General features: G+C 63.6%; 20 protein-coding genes. 3 read left to right on the top strand and 17 right to left on the bottom strand.

Features of this window, described 5'->3' with window-relative positions; all coding sequences use genetic code 11:
• Positions 1–20 precede the first annotated feature (20 nt).
• Together I7X09_RS23680 and I7X09_RS23675 are read left to right on the top strand one after the other, a co-directional pair.
• Complete coding sequence (locus I7X09_RS23680) at positions 21–341, top strand: TfoX/Sxy family protein (RefSeq protein WP_166810212.1); 321 nt, start codon at positions 21–23, stop codon at positions 339–341.
• Between the two features lie 121 nt (positions 342–462).
• Entirely contained in the window at positions 463–975 is a 513-nt protein-coding gene (locus I7X09_RS23675; RefSeq protein WP_234036693.1) for a hypothetical protein, read from the top strand.
• On the opposite strand, the gene I7X09_RS23670 is transcribed toward I7X09_RS23675, so the two are convergent.
• From I7X09_RS23670 to secG, 3 genes are all read right to left on the bottom strand, one after another.
• Positions 962–1,747, bottom strand: a complete 786-nt coding sequence (locus tag I7X09_RS23670; RefSeq protein ID WP_200313956.1) for an oxidoreductase — start codon at positions 1,745–1,747, stop codon at positions 962–964. The two genes, I7X09_RS23675 and I7X09_RS23670, sit on opposite strands and share 14 nt — an antisense overlap.
• Before the next feature lie 106 nt (positions 1,748–1,853).
• Complete coding sequence (gene ppc / locus I7X09_RS23665) at positions 1,854–4,628, bottom strand: phosphoenolpyruvate carboxylase (RefSeq protein WP_200313954.1); 2,775 nt, start codon at positions 4,626–4,628, stop codon at positions 1,854–1,856.
• Positions 4,629–4,731: 103 nt separating this feature from the next.
• Positions 4,732–4,965 (bottom strand): preprotein translocase subunit SecG, encoded by a 234-nt coding sequence (gene secG, locus I7X09_RS23660; RefSeq protein ID WP_095970190.1) that lies wholly within the window; start codon positions 4,963–4,965, stop codon positions 4,732–4,734.
• Between the two features lie 209 nt (positions 4,966–5,174).
• Here secG and I7X09_RS23655 point away from each other — a divergent pair, with 209 nt between their 5' ends.
• The gene (locus I7X09_RS23655; protein WP_200313952.1) at positions 5,175–5,960 is read left to right on the top strand and encodes a tyrosine-protein phosphatase; all 786 of its coding nucleotides are present in this window, start codon (positions 5,175–5,177) and stop codon (positions 5,958–5,960) included.
• Positions 5,961–6,051: 91 nt separating this feature from the next.
• Here the strand turns inward: I7X09_RS23655 and tpiA are convergent, their stop codons facing one another.
• From tpiA to I7X09_RS23585, 14 genes are all read right to left on the bottom strand, one after another.
• Entirely contained in the window at positions 6,052–6,837 is a 786-nt protein-coding gene (gene tpiA / locus I7X09_RS23650) for a triose-phosphate isomerase (protein ID WP_019748390.1), read from the bottom strand.
• A gap of 6 nt (positions 6,838–6,843) precedes the next feature.
• Positions 6,844–8,055, bottom strand: a complete 1,212-nt coding sequence (locus I7X09_RS23645; protein WP_003944901.1) for a phosphoglycerate kinase — start codon at positions 8,053–8,055, stop codon at positions 6,844–6,846.
• Between the two features lie 17 nt (positions 8,056–8,072).
• Entirely contained in the window at positions 8,073–9,092 is a 1,020-nt protein-coding gene (gene gap / locus I7X09_RS23640) for a type I glyceraldehyde-3-phosphate dehydrogenase (RefSeq protein ID WP_003944851.1), read from the bottom strand.
• 158 nt (positions 9,093–9,250) lie between these two features.
• Positions 9,251–10,228 carry a DNA-binding protein WhiA gene (whiA, locus tag I7X09_RS23635; protein WP_021344225.1) on the bottom strand — a complete coding sequence of 326 codons (978 nt, stop codon included), beginning with the start codon at positions 10,226–10,228 and terminating at the stop codon, positions 9,251–9,253.
• The gene (locus I7X09_RS23630; RefSeq protein WP_200313950.1) at positions 10,225–11,283 is read right to left on the bottom strand and encodes a gluconeogenesis factor YvcK family protein; all 1,059 of its coding nucleotides are present in this window, start codon (positions 11,281–11,283) and stop codon (positions 10,225–10,227) included. The genes whiA and I7X09_RS23630 overlap by 4 nt, the downstream gene beginning before the upstream one ends.
• Positions 11,280–12,179, bottom strand: coding sequence for an RNase adapter RapZ (gene rapZ, locus I7X09_RS23625; protein WP_172436543.1), 900 nt, complete (start codon positions 12,177–12,179; stop codon positions 11,280–11,282). The genes I7X09_RS23630 and rapZ overlap by 4 nt, the downstream gene beginning before the upstream one ends.
• Entirely contained in the window at positions 12,176–14,368 is a 2,193-nt protein-coding gene (uvrC, locus tag I7X09_RS23620) for an excinuclease ABC subunit UvrC (RefSeq protein ID WP_095970194.1), read from the bottom strand. The genes rapZ and uvrC overlap by 4 nt, the downstream gene beginning before the upstream one ends.
• Before the next feature lie 74 nt (positions 14,369–14,442).
• The gene (locus I7X09_RS23615; RefSeq protein WP_007727982.1) at positions 14,443–14,916 is read right to left on the bottom strand and encodes a PH domain-containing protein; all 474 of its coding nucleotides are present in this window, start codon (positions 14,914–14,916) and stop codon (positions 14,443–14,445) included.
• Positions 14,913–15,410: a 6,7-dimethyl-8-ribityllumazine synthase gene (ribH, locus tag I7X09_RS23610; RefSeq protein ID WP_200313948.1), complete on the bottom strand. Its 498-nt coding sequence runs from the start codon at positions 15,408–15,410 to the stop codon at positions 14,913–14,915. Before ribH ends, I7X09_RS23615 begins: the two co-directional genes overlap by 4 nt.
• Positions 15,407–16,681 carry a bifunctional 3,4-dihydroxy-2-butanone-4-phosphate synthase/GTP cyclohydrolase II gene (locus I7X09_RS23605; RefSeq protein ID WP_003944833.1) on the bottom strand — a complete coding sequence of 425 codons (1,275 nt, stop codon included), beginning with the start codon at positions 16,679–16,681 and terminating at the stop codon, positions 15,407–15,409. The genes ribH and I7X09_RS23605 overlap by 4 nt, the downstream gene beginning before the upstream one ends.
• 110 nt (positions 16,682–16,791) lie before the next feature.
• On the bottom strand, positions 16,792–17,400 hold the full coding sequence (locus tag I7X09_RS23600; protein WP_166810216.1) for a riboflavin synthase: 609 nt from the start codon (positions 17,398–17,400) through the stop codon (positions 16,792–16,794).
• A gap of 5 nt (positions 17,401–17,405) precedes the next feature.
• Positions 17,406–18,458 carry a bifunctional diaminohydroxyphosphoribosylaminopyrimidine deaminase/5-amino-6-(5-phosphoribosylamino)uracil reductase RibD gene (gene ribD / locus I7X09_RS23595; RefSeq protein ID WP_095970195.1) on the bottom strand — a complete coding sequence of 351 codons (1,053 nt, stop codon included), beginning with the start codon at positions 18,456–18,458 and terminating at the stop codon, positions 17,406–17,408.
• Between the two features lie 8 nt (positions 18,459–18,466).
• Positions 18,467–19,150, bottom strand: coding sequence for a ribulose-phosphate 3-epimerase (gene rpe / locus I7X09_RS23590; protein ID WP_019748384.1), 684 nt, complete (start codon positions 19,148–19,150; stop codon positions 18,467–18,469).
• Between the two features lie 64 nt (positions 19,151–19,214).
• A complete protein-coding gene (locus tag I7X09_RS23585; RefSeq protein ID WP_095970197.1) occupies positions 19,215–19,562 on the bottom strand; it encodes an MmcQ/YjbR family DNA-binding protein in 348 nt (115 codons plus the stop codon).
• Positions 19,563–19,584 lie beyond the last annotated feature (22 nt).

The following is a 19,584-nucleotide window of genomic DNA, read 5'->3' as shown; positions in this document are numbered from 1 at the left end:
TCCACCCCCAGGAGGCCTCCATGGCATACGACAAAGCGCTGGCCGAGCGTATCCGCGACGCGCTCTCGGGCGAGGACGACGTCGAAGAAGTCAAGATGTTCGGTGGCCTGAGTTTCATGGTCAACGGGAAGCTGGCCGCCAGCGCGAACTCACACGGAAACATCATGGTTCGCTGCGACCCCGATCGAGTCGACGAGCTCCTGACGCACAAAGGTGCGAGTTGGCCCGAGATGCGGGGTAAGCCGATGAGCAAGGGATGGATCGTGGTCGACCGAACGGGTACGAGTTCGAACGTCGAGTTCGATGCGTGGATCAAGGAAGCTCTGGACTTCGTTCACTGACCGGTAGTGCCGCCTCGAGCAATTTCGGTCGATTCGGCAAAAGTGAACTGGGCGGCCCTTAGACTCCGGAAAAGCATCGGATTGGGCGCCTCGACGGCGCGGAGGAAAGGTGGTCCGTCGCGTGACGTTCACACCCAATCAGCCGGATCACCAACGCGCCTTCGGGTTTCAGAGGCCGACGACCCACGCGGTTCCCTCGCTCATGCCCGATCGTTTCGGACCTAGCCTCATCGGATCGCTGTGGGCGTGCGCCGGGATCGTCGCCGGAAGCCTCGGCCCGTGGACGTCGTCCTCCGCCCTCGACCACAGTGGTATCGACGAATGCGGAGTGATCACTCTCGCCCTCGCCCTGTGCGCGGTGACCGCGCTGATCGCCCTCATGGTTCGAGACGTCACCCCCGAGATGAAGAATCACTGCACGGGACCGCTGGTGGGAATCGCTGTCCTGATCGTTGCCGTCGGAAACGCCGCCTCCATTGTGCGGCGTAGTACCGAGGCTGCAGGGCACACCGCCGGACCATCCATCGGGTGGGGACTGTGGGTGGTCATCGCGTCCGCCGTGATCCTGTGCATCACCTCGTCGACCGTCGCGCACATGATCAGGTTCCAGGCAGCAATGATCACAAGGTCTTGATCAACCCGCCGTCGATCACGAAATCCGCACCCGTCACGTTCCCCGCGCGATCGCTGACGAGGAACAACACCAGGTCCGCTACCTCTTCGGGAAAAGTGAATCGGCCCGTCTCGGCGCCGGCGGCGGCACTGTCGACGATATCGTCGGCGGCTGAACCATTCGCCTTCGCCAGCGTCGAGGCCACTCCGTGCTCGCCGAGCCACAACTCCGTCTGCACCGGACCAGGGCTGACGGTATTGACGCGAATCCCCTTCCCGCCGAGTTCTTTCGACAACGACTTCGAGAAGTTGGTCAACGCCGCTTTCGCGGCGCTGTAGTCGACCACGGTGGGGTCAGGCAAGAACGCGTTGACCGAACTGATCGTCACGATGCTCCCGCCACCTCGGCCGATCAACTGCGGCAGCGCAGCGCGAACTGTGCGTACAGCCGACAAGAACGTCAGATTGAACGACGACGCCCACTCTTCGTCTGTGATGGCCGCGAAGCCGCTCGTTCGCGGGGTGACGGCGCCGACGTTGTTGACCAGAATGTCGACGCCTCCCCTAGCTGCTGCAACCTCGAGAAGCCGGGTTGATCCTTCGGCACTCGCGAGATCGACGCCGACAAAGGTGACGGCGCCGCCGGACTGCAGCGATTCGAGTTCCGGCGAGAGAGACCGAGAACCGGCAACTACGTGAACACCCTCGTCTACCAGTGCGCGCGTGACGGCCAACCCGATGCCTTTTCCCGCGCCGGTGACCACGGCAGTTCGTCCGTTCAATTGCAGATCCACTGCGGTCCCCGTTCGGTCCTGCGCGCAGCGGTAGGTGTGCGTGCGACGGCTCTAGAGTCGCCGCACGCACACCTCGGTAAACCTGCAGAACCTGCCGCTGTTACACCTAGCCACTGTTACGAAGTGCGGTGGCCAGGCCGTTCATCGTCAGCTGGATCCCTCGACGCACCTGATCGCTCTCGTCGCCGGAACGGTACCGGCGGATCAGCTCGACCTGTAGATGGTTGAGAGGTTCGAGGTACGGGAACCGATTGTGGACCGAACGCTCGAGTCCCGAATTGTCGGCGAAGAGGTTCTCGTTGCCCGTGATCGCCTTGTACATGCGAATCGTGCGTTCGTGCTCGTCGGTGATCATTCCGAAGACTCGATCGCGTAGTTCGGCGTCGGGCACGAGGTCCGCGTAACGGGCCGCCAAACCGAGATCCGACTTCGACATCACCATGGCCATGTTCGAGAGCACGGTTCGGAAGAACGGCCACTTCTCGTACAGGGCCGTCAACGTGGCGAGCCGAGTGTCGTCCCCGTCGATCCATCGTTCGAACGCGGCGCCGGTGCCGTACCACCCCGGAAGCATCACGCGAGACTGACTCCACGAGAGCACCCAGGGAATGGCACGCAGGTCGGAGATCGCCTTCGTCTGCTTGCGAGAGGCCGGGCGAGAACCGATGTTGAGTGCCCCGATCTCGGCGACCGGTGTCGACGCTTCGAAGTACTGCACGAATCCTGTTGTGTCGTGCACCAATTCGCTGTACGCCGCACGAGCGAGGGCCGCCAACTCGTCCAACACCGCGTAGGCCGCATCGGCGTCGCTGCCAAGTCCTTCGACGTCGAGCAACGTCGACTCGATAGTCGCGGCGATGAGTGTTTCGAGGTTGCGATGCGCCAGGCGCGGTTCGGCGTACTTGGCCGCAATCACCTCACCCTGCTCGGTGATGCGCAGAGAACCGGCGACTGCACCGGGAGGCTGCGCGAGAATCGCTTCGTAGCTCGGTCCGCCGCCACGTCCCACGGTTCCGCCGCGGCCGTGGAAGAGCCTCAACCTTATTCCGCTCTTGCGCGCGGCATCGACGAGGTCGAGTTCGGCACGGTACAGCGCCCAGTTGGCGGCGAGATACCCGCCGTCCTTGTTCGAGTCGGAGTACCCGAGCATCACTTCCTGACTGTCACCGCGAGATCGGACGATGGCGCGATAGATCGGGATGTCCAGAGTCGCCATTAGCGTGTCGGCGCCGCCCTGCAGATCCTCGATCGTCTCGAACAGCGGGACGATGCCGATCGGGCAGGAGGGTTCGCTACCGACGCCCGGATCGAGCACCCCGACCTCTTTGAGCAGCACCGCAGCTTCGAGCATGTCACTGACCGAGGTGCACATGCTGATGATGTAGTTGGGTACTGCGCCCGCTCCGAGAACCCGCACTGCCTTGGCTCCGGCCGCCATGATCGCCAGTTCCTTGGTGGTCAATTCGCTGAACTCGGCGTCCGGTGAAGTCAGCGGTCGCCGTGTCGTCAACTCGGCCGACAGCAATTCGACTCGATCGGCTTCCGGCAACGACGCGTAGTCCGGGTGAACTCCGGCCCACGCCAGAAGTTCTGCGACGACGCTTTCGTGGACCTCGGAGTTCTGCCGCATGTCCAGACCGGACAGGTGAAATCCGAACACCTCCACCGCTTCTCGGAGCCGATCGAGTCGATCGTCGGCGATGGTCTCGTCGCCGAAACGACGCAGCGAGGTGTCGATGATGCCGAGATCCCGCTGCAACTGTGCCGGATCGGTATACGCCTCGAGACCGTCATCGGAGCCGTGGGCGGGCAACTCCCCCAGCACGGACAATGCAGTGGCGCTCAATCGCCCGCGGATACCGCGAATGGCGCGACGGTAGGGCTCATCGGCCCGGAAGGCGGAATCGTCGCCGGAGGTGGACGCCAGCAGATCCAGTTCGGGGGTGACGGACACCAAGCGCGCCGACATCGACAGTTCACGCTCGAGATGTTCGAGTTCCTCGAGATGGTGCTCGAGAGCAGTTGCCGCGGCGCGCGACGTGGCGCGCTGGACGATTTCGCCGGTCACGTACGGGTTGCCGTCGCGGTCACCGCCGATCCACGAACCCGGCCTCAGGATCGGTTGCGGCAGAAGTCCGGCGTCCGGCCAACGCGTGCGCAGAGCTTTGCGGACCTCCGCATTGATCTTCGGAATCACCTCGAACAACGCCGCGTCGTAGTAACGCAGGCCTACCTCGATTTCATCCTGAATACGGAGGCGGCTGAGCCGGATCAGAGCCGTCTGCCACAGGGTGAGGATCTGACGGCGCAATTGCAGATCGACGTCAGCGGTTTCGGCGACGCTCAGCACCGTGCGCTCGCGGTATCGCATCAACTCGGTGATCCGACTCTGCGTCTCGAACACCGTGCGGCGTCGAGTCTCAGTCGGGTGAGCGGTGATGACGGGCGAGACCAGGGCGCCCCGCAGTGCCTCTTCGACGGTGGCCGAGTCGATATCGGCTGCATCAAGTTTGGTGTACGTGGCCGCGAGAGTGCTGTCGCGGGGCGGTTCACCCGCGTTGACGTGGATGGCCCGTCGACGCTCGCGGTGGATGTCCTCGGCCAGGTTGGCGAGCAGTGCGAAGTGACTGAACGCCCGGATGACGGGAATGGCGTCGTCCGTACTGATTTCGGCGAACAGCGAAACCAGTTCGGCGCGGTCGATCTCCGACCGACGGACACGAAACGACTCGACGCGGGCTCGCTCGACCAGATCGAACACATGGTCGCCGGCTTGCTCTCGCACTATTTGTCCGAGTATTCCGCCGAGAAGCCGGATGTCTTCGCGCAGCGGCTCGGTGGCCTCTCGCGGTGTTTCTCGATGCGACGCGGTTTCAGTCATCACACAATTATCGACCGAAACAAAGAACCCCGCTCGATAGGCGGGGTTCCGTGTCTGAAATTCGTGTGTGACGAACTACCGGCTGTAAGTCATGTGCCGAGAATCAGGCGAACTTGATCTCCAGGCCGATGCCGACGATCGAGATGAGCCAGATCAACGCGGTGAAAACAGTCAACCGGTCGAGGTTCTTCTCGACAACAGTCGATCCGGACAGGCTGGACTGGACACCGCCACCGAACAGACTCGACAAACCGCCGCCCTTACCGCGGTGCAGGAGCACCAAGGCGATGAGGAGCAAGCTGGTGACGACCAGCAGGATATCCAGGAACAGTTTCATGTCTGTCTACGTCCACCAATCCAATAGGGACAACTACAACCGATAACACCATACAGGCGCGCACAGATAACCTGACCACATACCCACCTTGCGCATGACTTTGCTCCCGGCCAGGCACAACTCTTGGTCAGTGGCATCGATCACACGGTCGAGATACCGATTCAGTAGTTTCTCAGTAGACGCGACTCTACCTCCGAAAGGCCCGCTCCATGTTCTCCGACGCAACCCTGCCTGACACTTCCTTGCCTGACACACCGCGTCTGGCTTCGATTCACAACTTCCGCGACGTGGCCGGCCCCGGATACGTGACGACCAGCGGACAGGCGATGAGCCGCGGCGTCTTCTACCGCGCCAACGTGCTCACGCCCTCGCCCGACGATCTTGCAATCGTGGAATCACTGGGGCTGACCGCCGTCTACGACGTGCGATCCGAAACCGAAGCGAGCGAAACTCCCGACATCGTGCCCGTGCCGGCGATGTACGCGCACATTCCCATCCTGTCCGGCAACATCCACGCCGAAGCGATGGCAATCCGAACAGCTGACGCTGCAACAACTTTCATGCAGAACATCAATCGCAGCTTCGTCGTAGACCCCGTCACACGTAACGGATTCTCGCAGTTGTTCGCCGCCCTGGCGACTACCGCAGGGCCGCAACTCTTCCACTGCACTGCAGGCAAGGACCGAACAGGCTGGGCGGCAGCGCTACTGCAGACACTCGCCGGAGTACCGCGAGAAACGATCATGGCGGACTACCTGCTCACGAATACGTACTCGGCCGGGTACATCGATGCGACGGTCGCGAAGATCGCCGACGCCACAGATACCGACAAGGGCGAGGTGATCCGGTTGCTGCTCTCCGTCGACGCACGTTACCTGGATGCCGCCTTCGAACAGGTGGAGCACCACTACGGGACCGTCGAGAACTATCTGACCTCAGGGTTGGAGCTTGCTCCGGAACTGATCACAACGTTGGAATCCAAACTCGTCAGCTGAATCCGGCAAATCAAAAACTGCGGGCGTGTGACCTACTCGGTCACACGCCCGCAGTTTGAGTCCTGCAGTTTCAGCTCACTGCCCGATCACATCACGGGAGTGGACCGCCTGCCGCGATCGCAGACAGTGTCGCGAACTCGTCAGCCTTGAGCGACGCGCCGCCGACAAGAGCGCCGTCGACGTCGGTCTGGCCGACGATCTCTCCGACGTTCTTGGAGCTGACGCTGCCGCCGTACAGAACGCGAACGCCGGCCGCGACCTCGGCGTCGGCAAGTTCGGCAACTGTTGCTCGTACCGCAGCGCACACTTCCTGTGCATCGGCGGCAGAAGCGACACGGCCGGTGCCGATGGCCCAGACAGGCTCGTACGCGATGACGATCTTGGAGATCTCCTCCGCGCTCAGGCCCGCCAACGAACCCTTGAGCTGGTCGACGTTGTAGGCGACGTGATCGCCTGCTTCGCGGATCTCGAGGCCTTCACCGATGCACACGATCGGTGTGAGGCCGTTCTTGAGAGCAGCCTTGGTCTTGGCGAGGACGGTCTCGTTGGTCTCACCGTGAAGGGTGCGACGCTCGGAGTGACCTACCACGACGAAGGTGCAACCGAGCTTGGCCAGCATGGAGCCGCTGATCTCGCCCGTGAACGCACCCGAGTCCTGAGCCGAGACATCCTGCGCGCCGTACGTGAGGAGGAGCTTGTCGCCCTCGATCAGCGTCTGGACGCTACGGATGTCGGTGAACGGCGGGATGACCGTGACATCCACTTTGTCGAAGTACTTCGCAGGCAAGGAGAATGCGATCTTCTGCACCAGGGCGATGGCCTCGAGGTGGTTCAGATTCATCTTCCAGTTGCCGGCGATCAACGGCTTACGTGCCATGTCGGATCAGCCTTCCAGTACTGCGATGCCGGGCAGCTCTTTGCCCTCGAGGTACTCGAGGGAAGCGCCACCACCGGTGGAAATGTGCGAGAAGCCCTCGTCCGGGATACCGAGCTGACGAACGGCTGCTGCGGAGTCGCCGCCGCCGACGACGCTGAAGGCGCCCTTCTCGGTTGCCTCCACGATTGCCTCGGCGACACCGCGGGTGCCTGCCTCGAACTTCGGGAACTCGAACACGCCCATCGGGCCGTTCCAGAACACCGTCTTGGCGCCGGTCAGGATCGCGGCAAAGCGCTTGACCGACTCCGGTCCGATGTCCAGACCCATCCAGCCGTCGGGAATCTTGTCGAACGGAACGATCTTCGACTCGGCATCGGCCGAGAAGGAGTCCGCGACAACGACATCCTGAGGAATGTGGATGACGTCGGCGTACCGGTCGAGGAGATCCTTGCAGGTCTCGATCATGGACTCTTCGCACAGCGAATTGCCCACGGAGACACCCTGAGCTGCGAGGAACGTGTAGAACATTCCGCCGCCGATCACCAGAGTGTCGACCTTCGGTGCCAGTGCCTCGATGACGGCCAGCTTGTCCGAGACCTTGGAGCCGCCGAGCACCACTGCGTACGGACGCGCTGCGTCCTGCGTGAGCTTGGCGAGCACCTCGACCTCGGCGCCGACCAGGTAGCCCGCGTAGTGCGGGAGCAGCTTCGCGACGTCGAAGACCGACGCCTGCTTACGGTGAACAACACCGAATCCGTCGGAGACGAATGCGCCGTCGTCACCGACCAGCTCGACGAGAGCTTTGGCGAGCTTGACCCGCTCGGCTTCGTCCTTGCTGGTCTCGCGAGGGTCGAAACGGATGTTCTCGAGCATCAGGACGTCACCATCGGTGAGTCCTTCGGAACGAGCCAGCGCGTCCTGTCCCACGACGTCACCGGCGAGTTGCACGTTGCGACCGAGGATTTCGGCCAACTTCGCGGCAACCGGTGCGAGGGAGAACTTGGGATCGGGCTGACCGTCTGGGCGCCCGAGGTGCGCGGTCACGATGACCTTCGCTCCACCCTCGGCAAGAGCCCGCAGGGTGGGAGCGGACGCGACGATGCGGCCCGGGTCCGTGATTTCTCCGCCATCCAACGGGACGTTGAGGTCGGAACGCACCAGTACGGTGCGCCCCTCGACCCCAGCGTCCAGCAGATCCTTCAGCGTCTGAACTGCCACTGTTATCGAAACTCCGCTCAGAGAGACTTGGCGACGAGGCCGATGAGGTCGGCGAGGCGGTTGGAGTAGCCCCACTCGTTGTCGTACCAGGAAACGATCTTGACCTGGTCGTCGATGACCTTCGTCAGACCCGAGTCGAAGATCGAAGAGTGCGGGTCGGTGACGATGTCCGAAGAGACGATCGGTGCGTCGGTGTACTTGAGGATGCCCTTGAGGGGTCCTTCGGCAGCAGCCTTCATCGCGGCGTTGATCTCGTCGGCAGTGGCCGACTTCTTCAGGTTCGCGGTGAGGTCGGTGACCGAGCCCGTGGGGATCGGCACGCGCAGTGCGTAGCCGTCGAGCTTGCCGAGCAGCTGCGGGAGAACCAGGCCGATGGCCTTGGCTGCACCGGTGCCGGTGGGAACGATGTTGAGGGCGGCTGCGCGGGCGCGACGGAGGTCTGCGTGCGGTGCGTCCTGCAGGTTCTGATCCTGGGTGTACGCGTGGATCGTGGTCATCAGACCCTTGACGATGCCGAACTCGTCGTCGAGAACCTTGGCGATGGGGCCGAGGCAGTTGGTGGTGCACGACGCGTTGGAGATGATGTTCTGGCTGCCGTCGTACTTGTCGTCGTTGACGCCCATGACGATGGTGATGTCTTCACCCTTGGCCGGAGCCGAGATGATGACCTTCTTGGCGCCGGCTTCGAGGTGTCCCTTGGCCTTTGCGGCGTCGGTGAAGATACCGGTGGACTCGACGACGACGTCGACGCCCAGCTCGCCCCAGGGAAGTTCGTTCAACGGGCCGCGGTGTGCGAGGGCCTTGATGCGCTGATCGCCGACAACGATCGTGTCGTCACCGTCGAGCGACACGTCGTACGGCAAACGGCCGAGGATGGAGTCGTACTTCAGCAGGTGAGCGAGCGTCGCGTTGTCAGTCAGGTCGTTGACTGCCACGATCTCGATATCGGTGGTTCCGAGCGCCTTCTGCGCATCCACCGCCCTGAAGAAGTTACGTCCGATACGGCCGAAACCGTTTACGCCAACCCGGACAGTCACAATTCGCTCCTTTGACCATGATTCTGGTGTGCAACTTGACCCACGCATACTCCGAATCCGTGTGTGCACGACGCGGACGTGGGGTTCATCGGTCGATGTGACTCATACCCTAATGCGCGTGGCCCGAACGTGCGCAGCCCACCCTGACGGAGGGCAGGTCACCCCTCTTCGAGTAGCTCCACGTTCACTGCGGATTCGGTGTCGGGTATGCCCGTTTCTTTCGCCTTGCGATCAGCCATGGACAGCAGGCGACGGATACGTCCGGCGACGGCGTCCTTGGTCATCGGCGGGTCCGCCAACTGGCCGAGTTCTTCGAGGGACGCCTGTCGATGCTCGACGCGCAGAGCGCCCGCCGCCGCGAGGTGATCGGGCACGTCCTCGCCGAGGATCTCCAACGCACGCTCGACGCGTGCAGCGGCTGCGACGGCGGCGCGGGCCGAGCGTCGCAGGTTGGCGTCGTCGAAGTTGGCGAGGCGATTGGCAGTGGCGCGGACCTCGCGTCGCATCCGTCGCTCCTCCCACACCAGACGCGTGTCCTGTGCTCCCATTCGAGTCAGGAGATCGCCGATGGCCTCACCGTCACGGATCACCACACGATCCGTTCCGCGCACCTCCCGTGCCTTCGCCGAAATCCCGAGACGCCGCGCAGCACCGACCAGAGCAAGTGCGGCTTCCGGGCCCGGGCAGCTCACTTCGAGCGCCGACGAACGGCCGGGTTCGGTCAGGGAACCATGGGCGAGGAACGCTCCGCGCCACGCCGCTTCGGCGTCGCCGACACTTCCGCCGACCACCTGCGCGGGCAAGCCGCGGACCGGGCGTCCGCGAAGATCGAGCAATCCTGTCTGGCGGGCCAGCGCCTCGCCTTCCTTCGCCACGCGCACGATGTAGCGAGCGGACTTACGCAGCCCGCCCGCGCTGAGTACGTGAACGTCGGCGCTGTAGGTGAACAGGTCGAAGATCTCCCGGCGCAGACGTCGCGCCGTGGAGCCCAGATCCACCTCTGCCTCGACGACCACCCGGCCGCCGACGATGTGGAGTCCACCGGCAAAGCGCAGCAACGCGGAGACCTCTGCCTTGCGGCAGCTGACCTGAGTCACCACTAACCGGCTCAGTTCGTCCTTGACCTCCGCTGTCATTGCCACGAAGCGTTCTCCCTCTGTTCTTTCTCGGACTGCTGTTCTTGCAGGGACTGCTGTGTCGAATCCCCTACTGCCGCACCGCTCGACAGTTCAGCCAGTACATCGGCCAGTTTTGCCGGATCGTGTACATGCGCTGCGCCCGGTGAGGTGTCCGCGACATCCGCGTACCTGACTTCGGCTGAAAATTGATCCGCCGCACGCTGCAGATGTTCACGTTCACGCCCGGCCGGTACCGACGCCGAGTCGACCACCACGTAGTCGACCCGGAAATCGGGCACGTGTTGGGAGAGTACGTGCAGGTGACGCTCTGCGGAGAATCCGGCGGTCTCCCCCGGCTCGGGGGCGAGATTGAGCACCAGCACCTTTCGAGCCTTCGTTGACGACAGTGATTCGACGAGTTCGGGTACCAGGACGTGCGGGATCACGCTCGAGAACCACGATCCCGGACCGAGCACCACGAGATCGGCACGATCGATCGCAGTTACTGCGTCGGGGCACGCGGGCGGATTGGACGGGAGCAGTCTCACACGCCGCACCTTGCCCGGCGTGGTCGCGACGGCGACCTGTCCACGAATGCAGCGGCTGACGCGGGGGTCCTCTTCGAGTCCTTGAACGTCGGCTTCGATCTCGAGCGCGATCGGCGACATCGGCAGCACACGGCCACGGATTCGCAGCAGTCGCGCCATCTCGTCGAGCGCGACGACCGGATCGCCGAGCACCTCGGTGAGGCCGGCCAGGATGAGATTGCCCACCGAATGCCCGGCAAGTGCGCCGACACCGCCGAAGCGATGCTGGATGGTCCGCGTCCAGTCGACGATCTCGGGTTCGTCCGACGCGAGAGCCGCGAGCGCCATCCGGAGGTCACCGGGCGGGATGACGCCGAGTTCGGCGCGCAGCCGACCCGAGGAACCACCGTCGTCAGCGACGGTGACCACTGCGGTGACGTCGACCGTCAGGCGTCTGACGGCCTGGAGGGTGGCGAACAATCCGTGGCCGCCGCCAAGCGCGACAAACGCCGGATCGGAAGACGTGCGCTGTGTAGGTTCACTCATTCGCGCCCCAGATCCCGGTGCACGATGCTGACGGAGATGTCTTCCTCGGAACCCAAACGCCTCGCGAGAGCTTCCGACATGGCCACGCTTCGGTGCTTACCGCCGGTGCACCCGACTGCAATTGTCATGTAGCGCTTTCCTTCTCGTCGATATCCGGCGATGGTCAAATCCACCAGATGCCGGTAGGTGTCGAGATAGTCTTCCGCACCCTCGCGGGACAACACGTAATCACGGACGTCGGCATCCTGACCGGTGTGCGGACGAAGTTCGGGGATCCAGTGGGGATTGGGCAGGAATCGAACGTCACAGACGAGATCGGCGTCCATCGGCAGGCCGTACTTGAAGCCGAACGACTGGACCGTCACCTTCATCGTGCGGTTGGCGTCGTTTCCGAATGCGGTTTCGATCTTCTGACGCAGCTGATGCGCCTTCAGCGCAGACGTGTCGATGACCAGATCTGCGGCTGCCTTCACCACAGCCAGCTGGCGACGCTCGGCTGCGATGCCTTCGGACAACGTGCCGTCGATGCCGTCGTTCTGCAAGGGATGGCTGCGGCGTACCTGTTCGAACCGTCGGATCAACACGTCGTCCGACGCTTCGAGGTAGAGCACCCGGGTGTGGATCGGTTCCGCTTCGAGTTCGGTGAGCACCCAACCGAGGTCGCCGGTGAAGAGTCGACTCCGCACGTCGATCACGACGGCAAGACGATCGACCGGCGGATCGGAGGTCAAGCTCAGACCAACCATTCGGGATATGAGCTCAGGTGGCAAATTGTCCGCGACATACCAGCCGAGGTCCTCGAGCACCTTGGCAGCGGTACTCAAACCTGCTCCGGACAATCCCGTCACCAGCAGGAAATCCATCGTTCGACTGTCTTTGGCGCTGTCGGTAGTCACTGTGCACTCGGCCCCGTCGTCGGCATGGACAATTCTCGCGACTCGGAGCCCTCGTCACCGCTACCGGATTCGGCGCTGGGCGCGTCAGCAGACGTAACAGACGATTCGGATTCCTTGTCCAGCTCATCATCCCCTACCGGCGCGGGCAGCGCGCGAGCTTCAGCCCCCGTATCGGCTGCGGCCGAATCCGTTCCGAGTGCGGCCAGAACCGCTGTGGCGGTGGTCTCACCGATACCAGGGACCTGCATGATCTCCTCGACCGTTGCCGTTTTCAGCTTTGCCACGGAACCGAAGTGCGCCACCAGAGCGGTACGACGAGTTTCACCGAGCCCCTTGACCGAGTCCAGCGCCGAAGCCGTCATCCGCCTCGAGCGTTTGCTGCGATGGAACGTGATCGCGAATCGGTGAGCTTCGTCTCGGATGCGTTGCAGTAGGTACAACGACTCGCTCGTTCGGGGAAGGATCACCGGATCTTCTTCCCCCGGTACCCATACCTCTTCGAGTCGCTTGGCCAATCCGACTACCGCGACGTCGGTGACCCCCAGCTCGTCGAGGACCGCCGCTGCCGCCGTGACCTGAGGGGCGCCGCCGTCCACGACGAACAGATTGGGTGGATAGGCGAACCGCCGAGGCCTGCCCGTCGCCGGGTCGATCGCCGCTTCGGGAGCGAGATCCCCACCGTCCGCGTCCATGGTCGACGCTGACGCGGCGAGAACGCCCAGGTCGCGGTTGTGTCGCAGGAACCGCCTGCGGGTGATCTCGGCGATACTCGCCACGTCGTCGGAGTGACCGTCGCCGGCTGCTTCCTTGATCGCGTAATGCCGGTAGTCCGACTTACGCGGGAGCCCGTCCTCGAACACGACCAGTGACGCCACGACGTCGGTTCCTTGGACGTGACTGATGTCGATGCACTCGATTCGTAGTGGAGCCGAGTCCAGGTCCAGTGCTTCCTGGATGCCCTGCAGCGCCGCGGAGCGTGAAGTGAAATCGCCGGCGCGCTTGAGCTTGTGCTGCGCCAGAGCTTCTTTCGCGTTTCTCTGGACCGTTTCGGCGAGGTCTTTCTTGTCTCCGCGTTGCGGAACCCGCAGTTGCACTTGTGATCCCCGAAGCTTGCTCAGCCACGCCTGGATCTCGGTCGCGTTTGCCGGTAGGACCGGCACGAGAACTTCCTTGGGAACGGCGCTGATCCCGGCCTCGGAGCCCGCTCCCGGGTCGAGTGCCGCCTGCTCACCGTAGAACTGGGTGAGGAACTGTTCGACCAGGATCGGCAGGTCGGACTCGGCGTCGAGTGCGGCCCAGTCGATGGCGTCACCTGCCTTCTCCACGACCCATCCACGCTGACCCCGCACGCGTCCGCCGCGCACGTGGAACACCTGAACGGCGGCCTCGAGATCATCGGCGGCAAAGGCGACGAGATCAGCGTCGGTGCCGTCACCGAGTACGACTGCCTGCTTCTCGAGCGCCTTGCGCAAGGCTCCGATGTCGTCACGCAGACGGGCCGCGGTCTCGAAGTCGAGATCCTCGGAAGCCTGCTGCATGCGCTTCTCGAGATCTTTGACCAGCTTGTCGGTGCGGCCGGCGAGGAAGTCGCAGAAATCTTCGACGATCTGTCGATGCTCCTCGGCGCTGACTCGCCCGACGCAGGGCGCCGAGCACTTGTCGATGTAGCCGAGCAGACACGGACGACCGATCTGGTTGTGCCGTTTGAAGACTCCGGACGAGCACGTTCGCGCGGGAAATACTCGCAGCAGCAGATCGAGGGTTTCGCGGATGGCCCACGCATGAGAGTAGGGACCGAAGTAGCGGACACCTTTGCGCCGCGGACCGCGGTAGACGAACAGCCTCGGGAACTCTTCGTTGAGCGTCACGGCGAGAACCGGATACGTCTTGTCGTCGCGGTACCGCACGTTGAACCGCGGATCGAATTCCTTGATCCAGTTGTACTCGAGCTGAAGCGCTTCGACTTCGGTACTGACGACGGTCCACTCGACGCTGCCGGCGGTGGTCACCATCTGCCGCGTACGGGGATGAAGTGTCGTGACGTCCGCGAAGTACGAGTTCAAACGTGAACGGAGGCTTTTCGCCTTTCCGACGTAGATGACCCGACCATGCGGATCGCGAAATTTGTAGACGCCCGGCGCAGCCGGAATGGTTCCGGTGGCGGGGCGGTAAGTCGAGGGATCCGGCACGGTTTCAGGTTAGTCGCCGCCACCGACCGACTCGGAAACGCGCAGGATGCGGGCACCGAACCGGTCGGAAGACGTCAGTTGCTCTTGTGCGCGACCGGTGCGTAGCGGTCGGCCAGTTCGCGGAACTTACCGACCGTGTCGACGGCGTACTCGCGGTCGTTGGACTGGATCGCCATCACGGCCATGTACTCGTCGTCGGGCAATTCGATGCGTGCCCAGGCGGCACCGTCGGGGAACGAGAGTCCCTCGAACAGATCCCAGTCGACGATCTTCTCACCCAGGATGTTTCGGACGGCGATTCCCTGCTTGCCCACCTTGACCCGCGGCCGCGTCAACATCAGCACACCGAGAGCCAGAATGGTGCCGATGCCTGCCATCGCAAGTTGGTCCGCGGCACGGAAGTACACGCCGGTGGACCCCTGACGGAGCAGGAGTGCCAGTGTGACGTGAACGATCACCAGGAGTACCGCAACTCCGATCGCGTACCGCGTGGACTTACGCGGTGACGCAATCAGTTCCCAGTTCTCGTTGTCGCCGGGTGTACTCATCGAAACGAATCCTCGGTCCATGGTGCTCGGAGGTGGCGCAGGGTCACTGCGGTGTCCAGTGCGGCGGCGCAGGCCTGTGCGCCCTTGTCCTCGAGGCTACCCGGCAGCCCTGACCGGTCAAGAGCCTGCTGCTCGGTGTCGGTGGTCAGGACACCGTTACCCACCGGAGTGCTTTCGTCGAGCGAGACGCGTGTGAGACCGGCAGTGACCGCGTCGCACACGTACTCGAAGTGCGGCGTGCCGCCGCGGATGACGACGCCCAGAGCGACGACGGCGTCGTGAGTGCGAGCCAATGCCTGCGCGACGACGGGCAGTTCGATCGCACCGGCGACACGGACCAGTGTCACGTCCTTGATCTGTGCCTCCTGCGCGACGCGCTGCGCGCCGGCAATCAGGGCCTCGGAGATCGTCGCGTGCCACTGCCCGGCAACGATCGCCAGCTTCAGATCCTTCGCTTCGGCGATCGCGAGCTGCGGCTGACCTTCGCCGCTCACAGTGCGGTTCCCGGCTGTGCGGTGTTCTGGTTCGCCTCGTACTCGTCCAGTCCGATCAGATCGTGACCCATCCGGTCGCGCTTGGTGCGCAGGTAGGTGAGGTTTTCGGCGTTCGCGCGCAGCGGCATCGGAACGCGATCGGTGATCTGCAGGCCGTAGCCGTCCAGACCCACACGCTTGGCCGGGTTGTTGGTCAGCAGACGCATCGACGAGATTCCCAGATCGACGAGGATCTGCGCACCGATGCCGTAGTCACGGGCGTCGGCCGGAAGTCCGAGTTCGAGATTGGCGTCGACGGTGTCCGAACCGGCGTCCTGGAGCTGGTAGGCCTGCAACTTGTGCATGAGACCGATGCCACGACCCTCGTGTCCGCGCATGTACAGGACAACGCCGCGGCCTTCCTGCGCGACCATGTCCAGTGCGGCGTCGAGCTGCGGGCCGCAATCGCACCGCAGCGAACCGAAGACGTCGCCGGTGAGGCACTCGGAGTGAACGCGGACGAGTACGTCGCTACCGTCGCCGTCGGGGCCTGCGATGTCGCCGCGCACCAGCGCAACATGCTCGACCTCGTCGTAGATGCTCGTGTAGCCGACAGCAGTGAACTCACCGTGGCGGGTGGGGATGCGGGCCTCGGCGATGCGCAGCACGTGCTTCTCGTGCTTGCGACGCCACGCGATGAGGTCGGCGATCGAGATGAGAGCAAGGTTGTGTTCGTCGGCGAAGACTCGCAGCTCGTCGGTCTGAGCCATCGCGCCTTCGTCCTTCTGGCTGACGATTTCGCAGATGACGCCGGCGGGACGCAGGTCCGCCATGCGGGCGAGGTCGACTGCAGCTTCCGTGTGGCCAGGACGACGCAGTACTCCGCCTTCCTTCGCGCGGAGCGGAACGACGTGGCCGGGACGAGTGAAATCGTTGGCACCGGATTCGGGGTTGGCGAGCAGACGCATCGTCGCAGCGCGGTCCGACGCCGAGATACCGGTACCGATTCCTTCACGGGCGTCGACGGTCACCGTGTACGCGGTGCCGTGCTTGTCCTGGTTGGTGGCGTACATCGGGGGCAGGCCCAACCGATCGCAATCGTCACCGTCGAGCGGCACGCACAGGTAGCCGGAGGTGTAGCGAACCATGAACGCCACCAGTTCCGGGGTGGCCTTCTCGGCGGCGAAGATGAGATCGCCTTCGTTCTCACGATCCTCGTCGTCCACGACGACAACAGCTTTACCTGCAGCGATATCTGCTACTGCGCGCTCGATACTGTCGAACCTGGTCACGTGCTCGCACTCCAAAGTCTTGACTATTCACATCATCGAATACAACGAGTGCATCCGACGGATGCACTGACAACCCTACGACCAATCGGACGGGTCCGATCAGCCTGGTCCTACCGACCGGCAGAGTGAAGCCGCTCGACGTACTTCGCGATCACGTCCACCTCGAGGTTGACCGGAGTACCGACCACAGCGGTACCGAGTGTCGTCAACTCCAGCGTTGTCGGGATCAGCGAGATCTCGAAGTACTCGAACCCGCGGTCGCCGCCCAGCGCGGAGACCGTGAGCGAGACTCCGTCGACGGTGATCGAACCCTTCTCCACGACATAACGGGAAATGGACTCCGGCAGTGCGATCCGCACTACCTCCCAGTTCTCGGACGGCGAGCGGGAGATGACATGGCCTGTTCCGTCGACGTGCCCTTGAACCAGGTGGCCGCCGAGTCGGCTGTTCAGCGCCGCGGCACGCTCGAGGTTGACGCGAGAGCCGACATCCAACTTCGCCAGGCTCGAGCGATTCAACGTTTCCTGCATGACGTCTGCGGTGAACGAACCGTCGGCAAGCACGTCGACCACCGTCAGGCACACACCGTTCACCGCGATCGAATCACCGTGACCGGCGTCGGAGGTGACCAGTGGCCCGCGCACCGTGAAGCGTGCAGCATCGACCAGTTCTTCCTTGGCGACGATTTCGCCGAGTTCTTCCACAATTCCTGTGAACACGCGCCCTACTCCTCGTTCCCCGGAGCAGAACTCTCCGGAACCAGACTCAACAAAATATCGGGACCGATCGTTACCGCGGACTCCAAACGGAATCGGTGGGCGTCGGTGATGGTGTGCACTCCGGCGTCGACGAGTGCGGAAGCGCCCGCGCCGAGCAGTATCGGAGCGATGTACGCCTCGATCACGTCGACATATCCGGCGGCGAGGAATGCTCCGGCCAGGCGGGGCCCACCCTCGAGAAGTACGTCCGTGTACTCCCCCAACGCCTCGACCACTTCGGCGATGTTGTCGGTGTTGAGTACCAGAGTCGGCGCGGTGTCGTCGAGAATGCTTGCAGTCGACGGTATTTCACGCTTCCCGACGACGACGCGCACAGGCTGGTGCGCCGCGAGCTCGCCCGTGGGCTGACGCGCCGTCAGCCACGGATCGTCGGCGAACACGGTGCCGGTGCCGACCACGATCGCATCGATCTGCGCCCGCTGCGCATGGACGCGCGCTCTCGCCTGCGGGCCGGTGATCCACTGACTCGTTCCGTCCTCGGCCGCACTGCGTCCGTCCAGACTGGCCGCGTACTTCCACGTGATGTGCGGGCGACCGGTGCGCTGTTTGTGCAGCCAGGCTCGCAGTGGACCTGCTTCCACCTCGGGTGCTCGCAGTCCGGCCGTGACGCTGATTCCGGCTCGCATGAGCGTCGCTGCACCCCCGGAGGCTTCCGGATTGGGATCACCGACGGCGTAGACAACCGCCGAAACTCCGGCGTCGATCAATGCCTGCGAGCAGGGGCCGGTTCGTCCCTGGTGATTGCACGGTTCCAGTGTCACCACTGCCGTTCCGCCACGTGCCGCATCGCCGGCCTCGTCGAGAGCCACGACCTCCGCGTGCGGTCCACCGGGAGGTTGCGTCATTCCGACGCCCGCGATGGTGCCGTCGGCAGCGAGGATGACCGCGCCGACCGGCGGGTTGGGGCTGGTGAATCCGCGCGCGGAATCAGCTGCAGCAAGCGCAATCTGCATCGCGGCGTCGAGATCAGCCGTCGACGCCTGTCCACCTTTTGCCATCGAGCGGCTCAGACCGACAGCGTCAGGTGCGGCGACGCCGAGGCGGCCTGCGCGCGGAGCTTGCGCACGGCCTCACCGGGATCACTCGCTCCGTACACCGCCGAACCGGCGACGAAGCAGTCGATCCCTGCTTCGGCGGCCTGCTCGATCGTGGAAGCGTTGATTCCGCCGTCGATTTCGACGAGGAGCGTCAGCTCACCCGAATCGACGAGCTTGCGAACTGCACGTGCCTTGTCGAGCACCTGCGGCATGAAGGACTGACCACCGAATCCAGGTTCGACGCTCATGATCAGGAGTGTGTCGAAGTCCTTGAGGATTTCGAGGTAGTCGTCGATCGGGGTTCCAGGCTTGATGCTCAGCCCCGCCTTGGCACCGGCCGCACGAATATCGCGGGCAACCGAACGCGGGTCGTCGGTGGCCTCGGCGTGGAACGTGACGTTGTACGCGCCGGCCTCGGCGTACGGCGGCGCCCAGCGCTCCGGGTTCTCGATCATGAGGTGGCAGTCGAGCGGAATGTCCGTCGCCTTCAGCAGACTCTCGACCACCGGCAGACCCAGCGTGAGATTGGGAACGAAATGCGCGTCCATCACGTCGACGTGAAGCCAGTCGGAGCCGGACACGGCAGTCGCTTCATCGGCGAGTCGAGCGAAATCTGCGGACAGAATGGACGGTGCAATCATCGGGGAAGCCACGACGCCGAGTTTAGCTGTGTCTCATCGCCGACCGCGCATGCACCACGGGGCTGGTGCGCCCTGGTCAGTTCTTCACGACACTCCGCAGCTTGCGCACCTTGGCGGGTGCCTTGATCCGCCACGCATCTTCGAGCATCTCCGCAAGTTGTACCTCGTCGATCAGTTCGAGGTGCACGAGGATCGAGCCGTGACCGTGATAGTGATCCGTGGTGAAGAAGGGCGCCTCACCACTGGCGAGTAGCGCCTCCTTCTCGTCCAGACCGCACATCACGACCAAGGCACCCTCCGCTTCGGTGCGGAGCCGCGCAAAAGTCTTGCCTGCCACCTTGAGTGCCGGGGTGTTGTACGAGGTCGACTCCTCCACGGAGGGAAGAGCCGAACCCAGTACTACAACCTGTTCCCACGTAACCATGTAGGCACCATACGACTACCGA

Source organism: Rhodococcus sp. P-2, from assembly GCF_016598535.1.
Classification (GTDB): Bacteria; Actinomycetota; Actinomycetes; order Mycobacteriales; family Mycobacteriaceae; genus Rhodococcus_F; species Rhodococcus_F baikonurensis.
This window is presented reverse-complemented; position numbering and strand designations above follow the sequence as displayed.

Excerpts from the sequence above, each read along its gene's own strand:
- I7X09_RS23680 (WP_166810212.1), top strand. The coding sequence starts at position 21 with ATGGCATACGACAAAGCGCTGGCCGAGCGTATCCGCGACGCGCTCTCG.
- ppc (WP_200313954.1), bottom strand. The coding sequence starts at position 4,628 with ATGACTGAAACCGCGTCGCATCGAGAAACACCGCGAGAGGCCACCGAG.
- secG (WP_095970190.1), bottom strand. The coding sequence starts at position 4,965 with ATGAAACTGTTCCTGGATATCCTGCTGGTCGTCACCAGCTTGCTCCTC.
- I7X09_RS23655 (WP_200313952.1), top strand. The coding sequence starts at position 5,175 with ATGTTCTCCGACGCAACCCTGCCTGACACTTCCTTGCCTGACACACCG.
- tpiA (WP_019748390.1), bottom strand. The coding sequence starts at position 6,837 with ATGGCACGTAAGCCGTTGATCGCCGGCAACTGGAAGATGAATCTGAAC.
- whiA (WP_021344225.1), bottom strand. The coding sequence starts at position 10,228 with ATGACAGCGGAGGTCAAGGACGAACTGAGCCGGTTAGTGGTGACTCAG.
- I7X09_RS23630 (WP_200313950.1), bottom strand. The coding sequence starts at position 11,283 with ATGAGTGAACCTACACAGCGCACGTCTTCCGATCCGGCGTTTGTCGCG.
- I7X09_RS23615 (WP_007727982.1), bottom strand. The coding sequence starts at position 14,916 with ATGAGTACACCCGGCGACAACGAGAACTGGGAACTGATTGCGTCACCG.
- ribD (WP_095970195.1), bottom strand. The coding sequence starts at position 18,458 with ATGGCAAAAGGTGGACAGGCGTCGACGGCTGATCTCGACGCCGCGATG.
- I7X09_RS23585 (WP_095970197.1), bottom strand. The coding sequence starts at position 19,562 with ATGGTTACGTGGGAACAGGTTGTAGTACTGGGTTCGGCTCTTCCCTCC.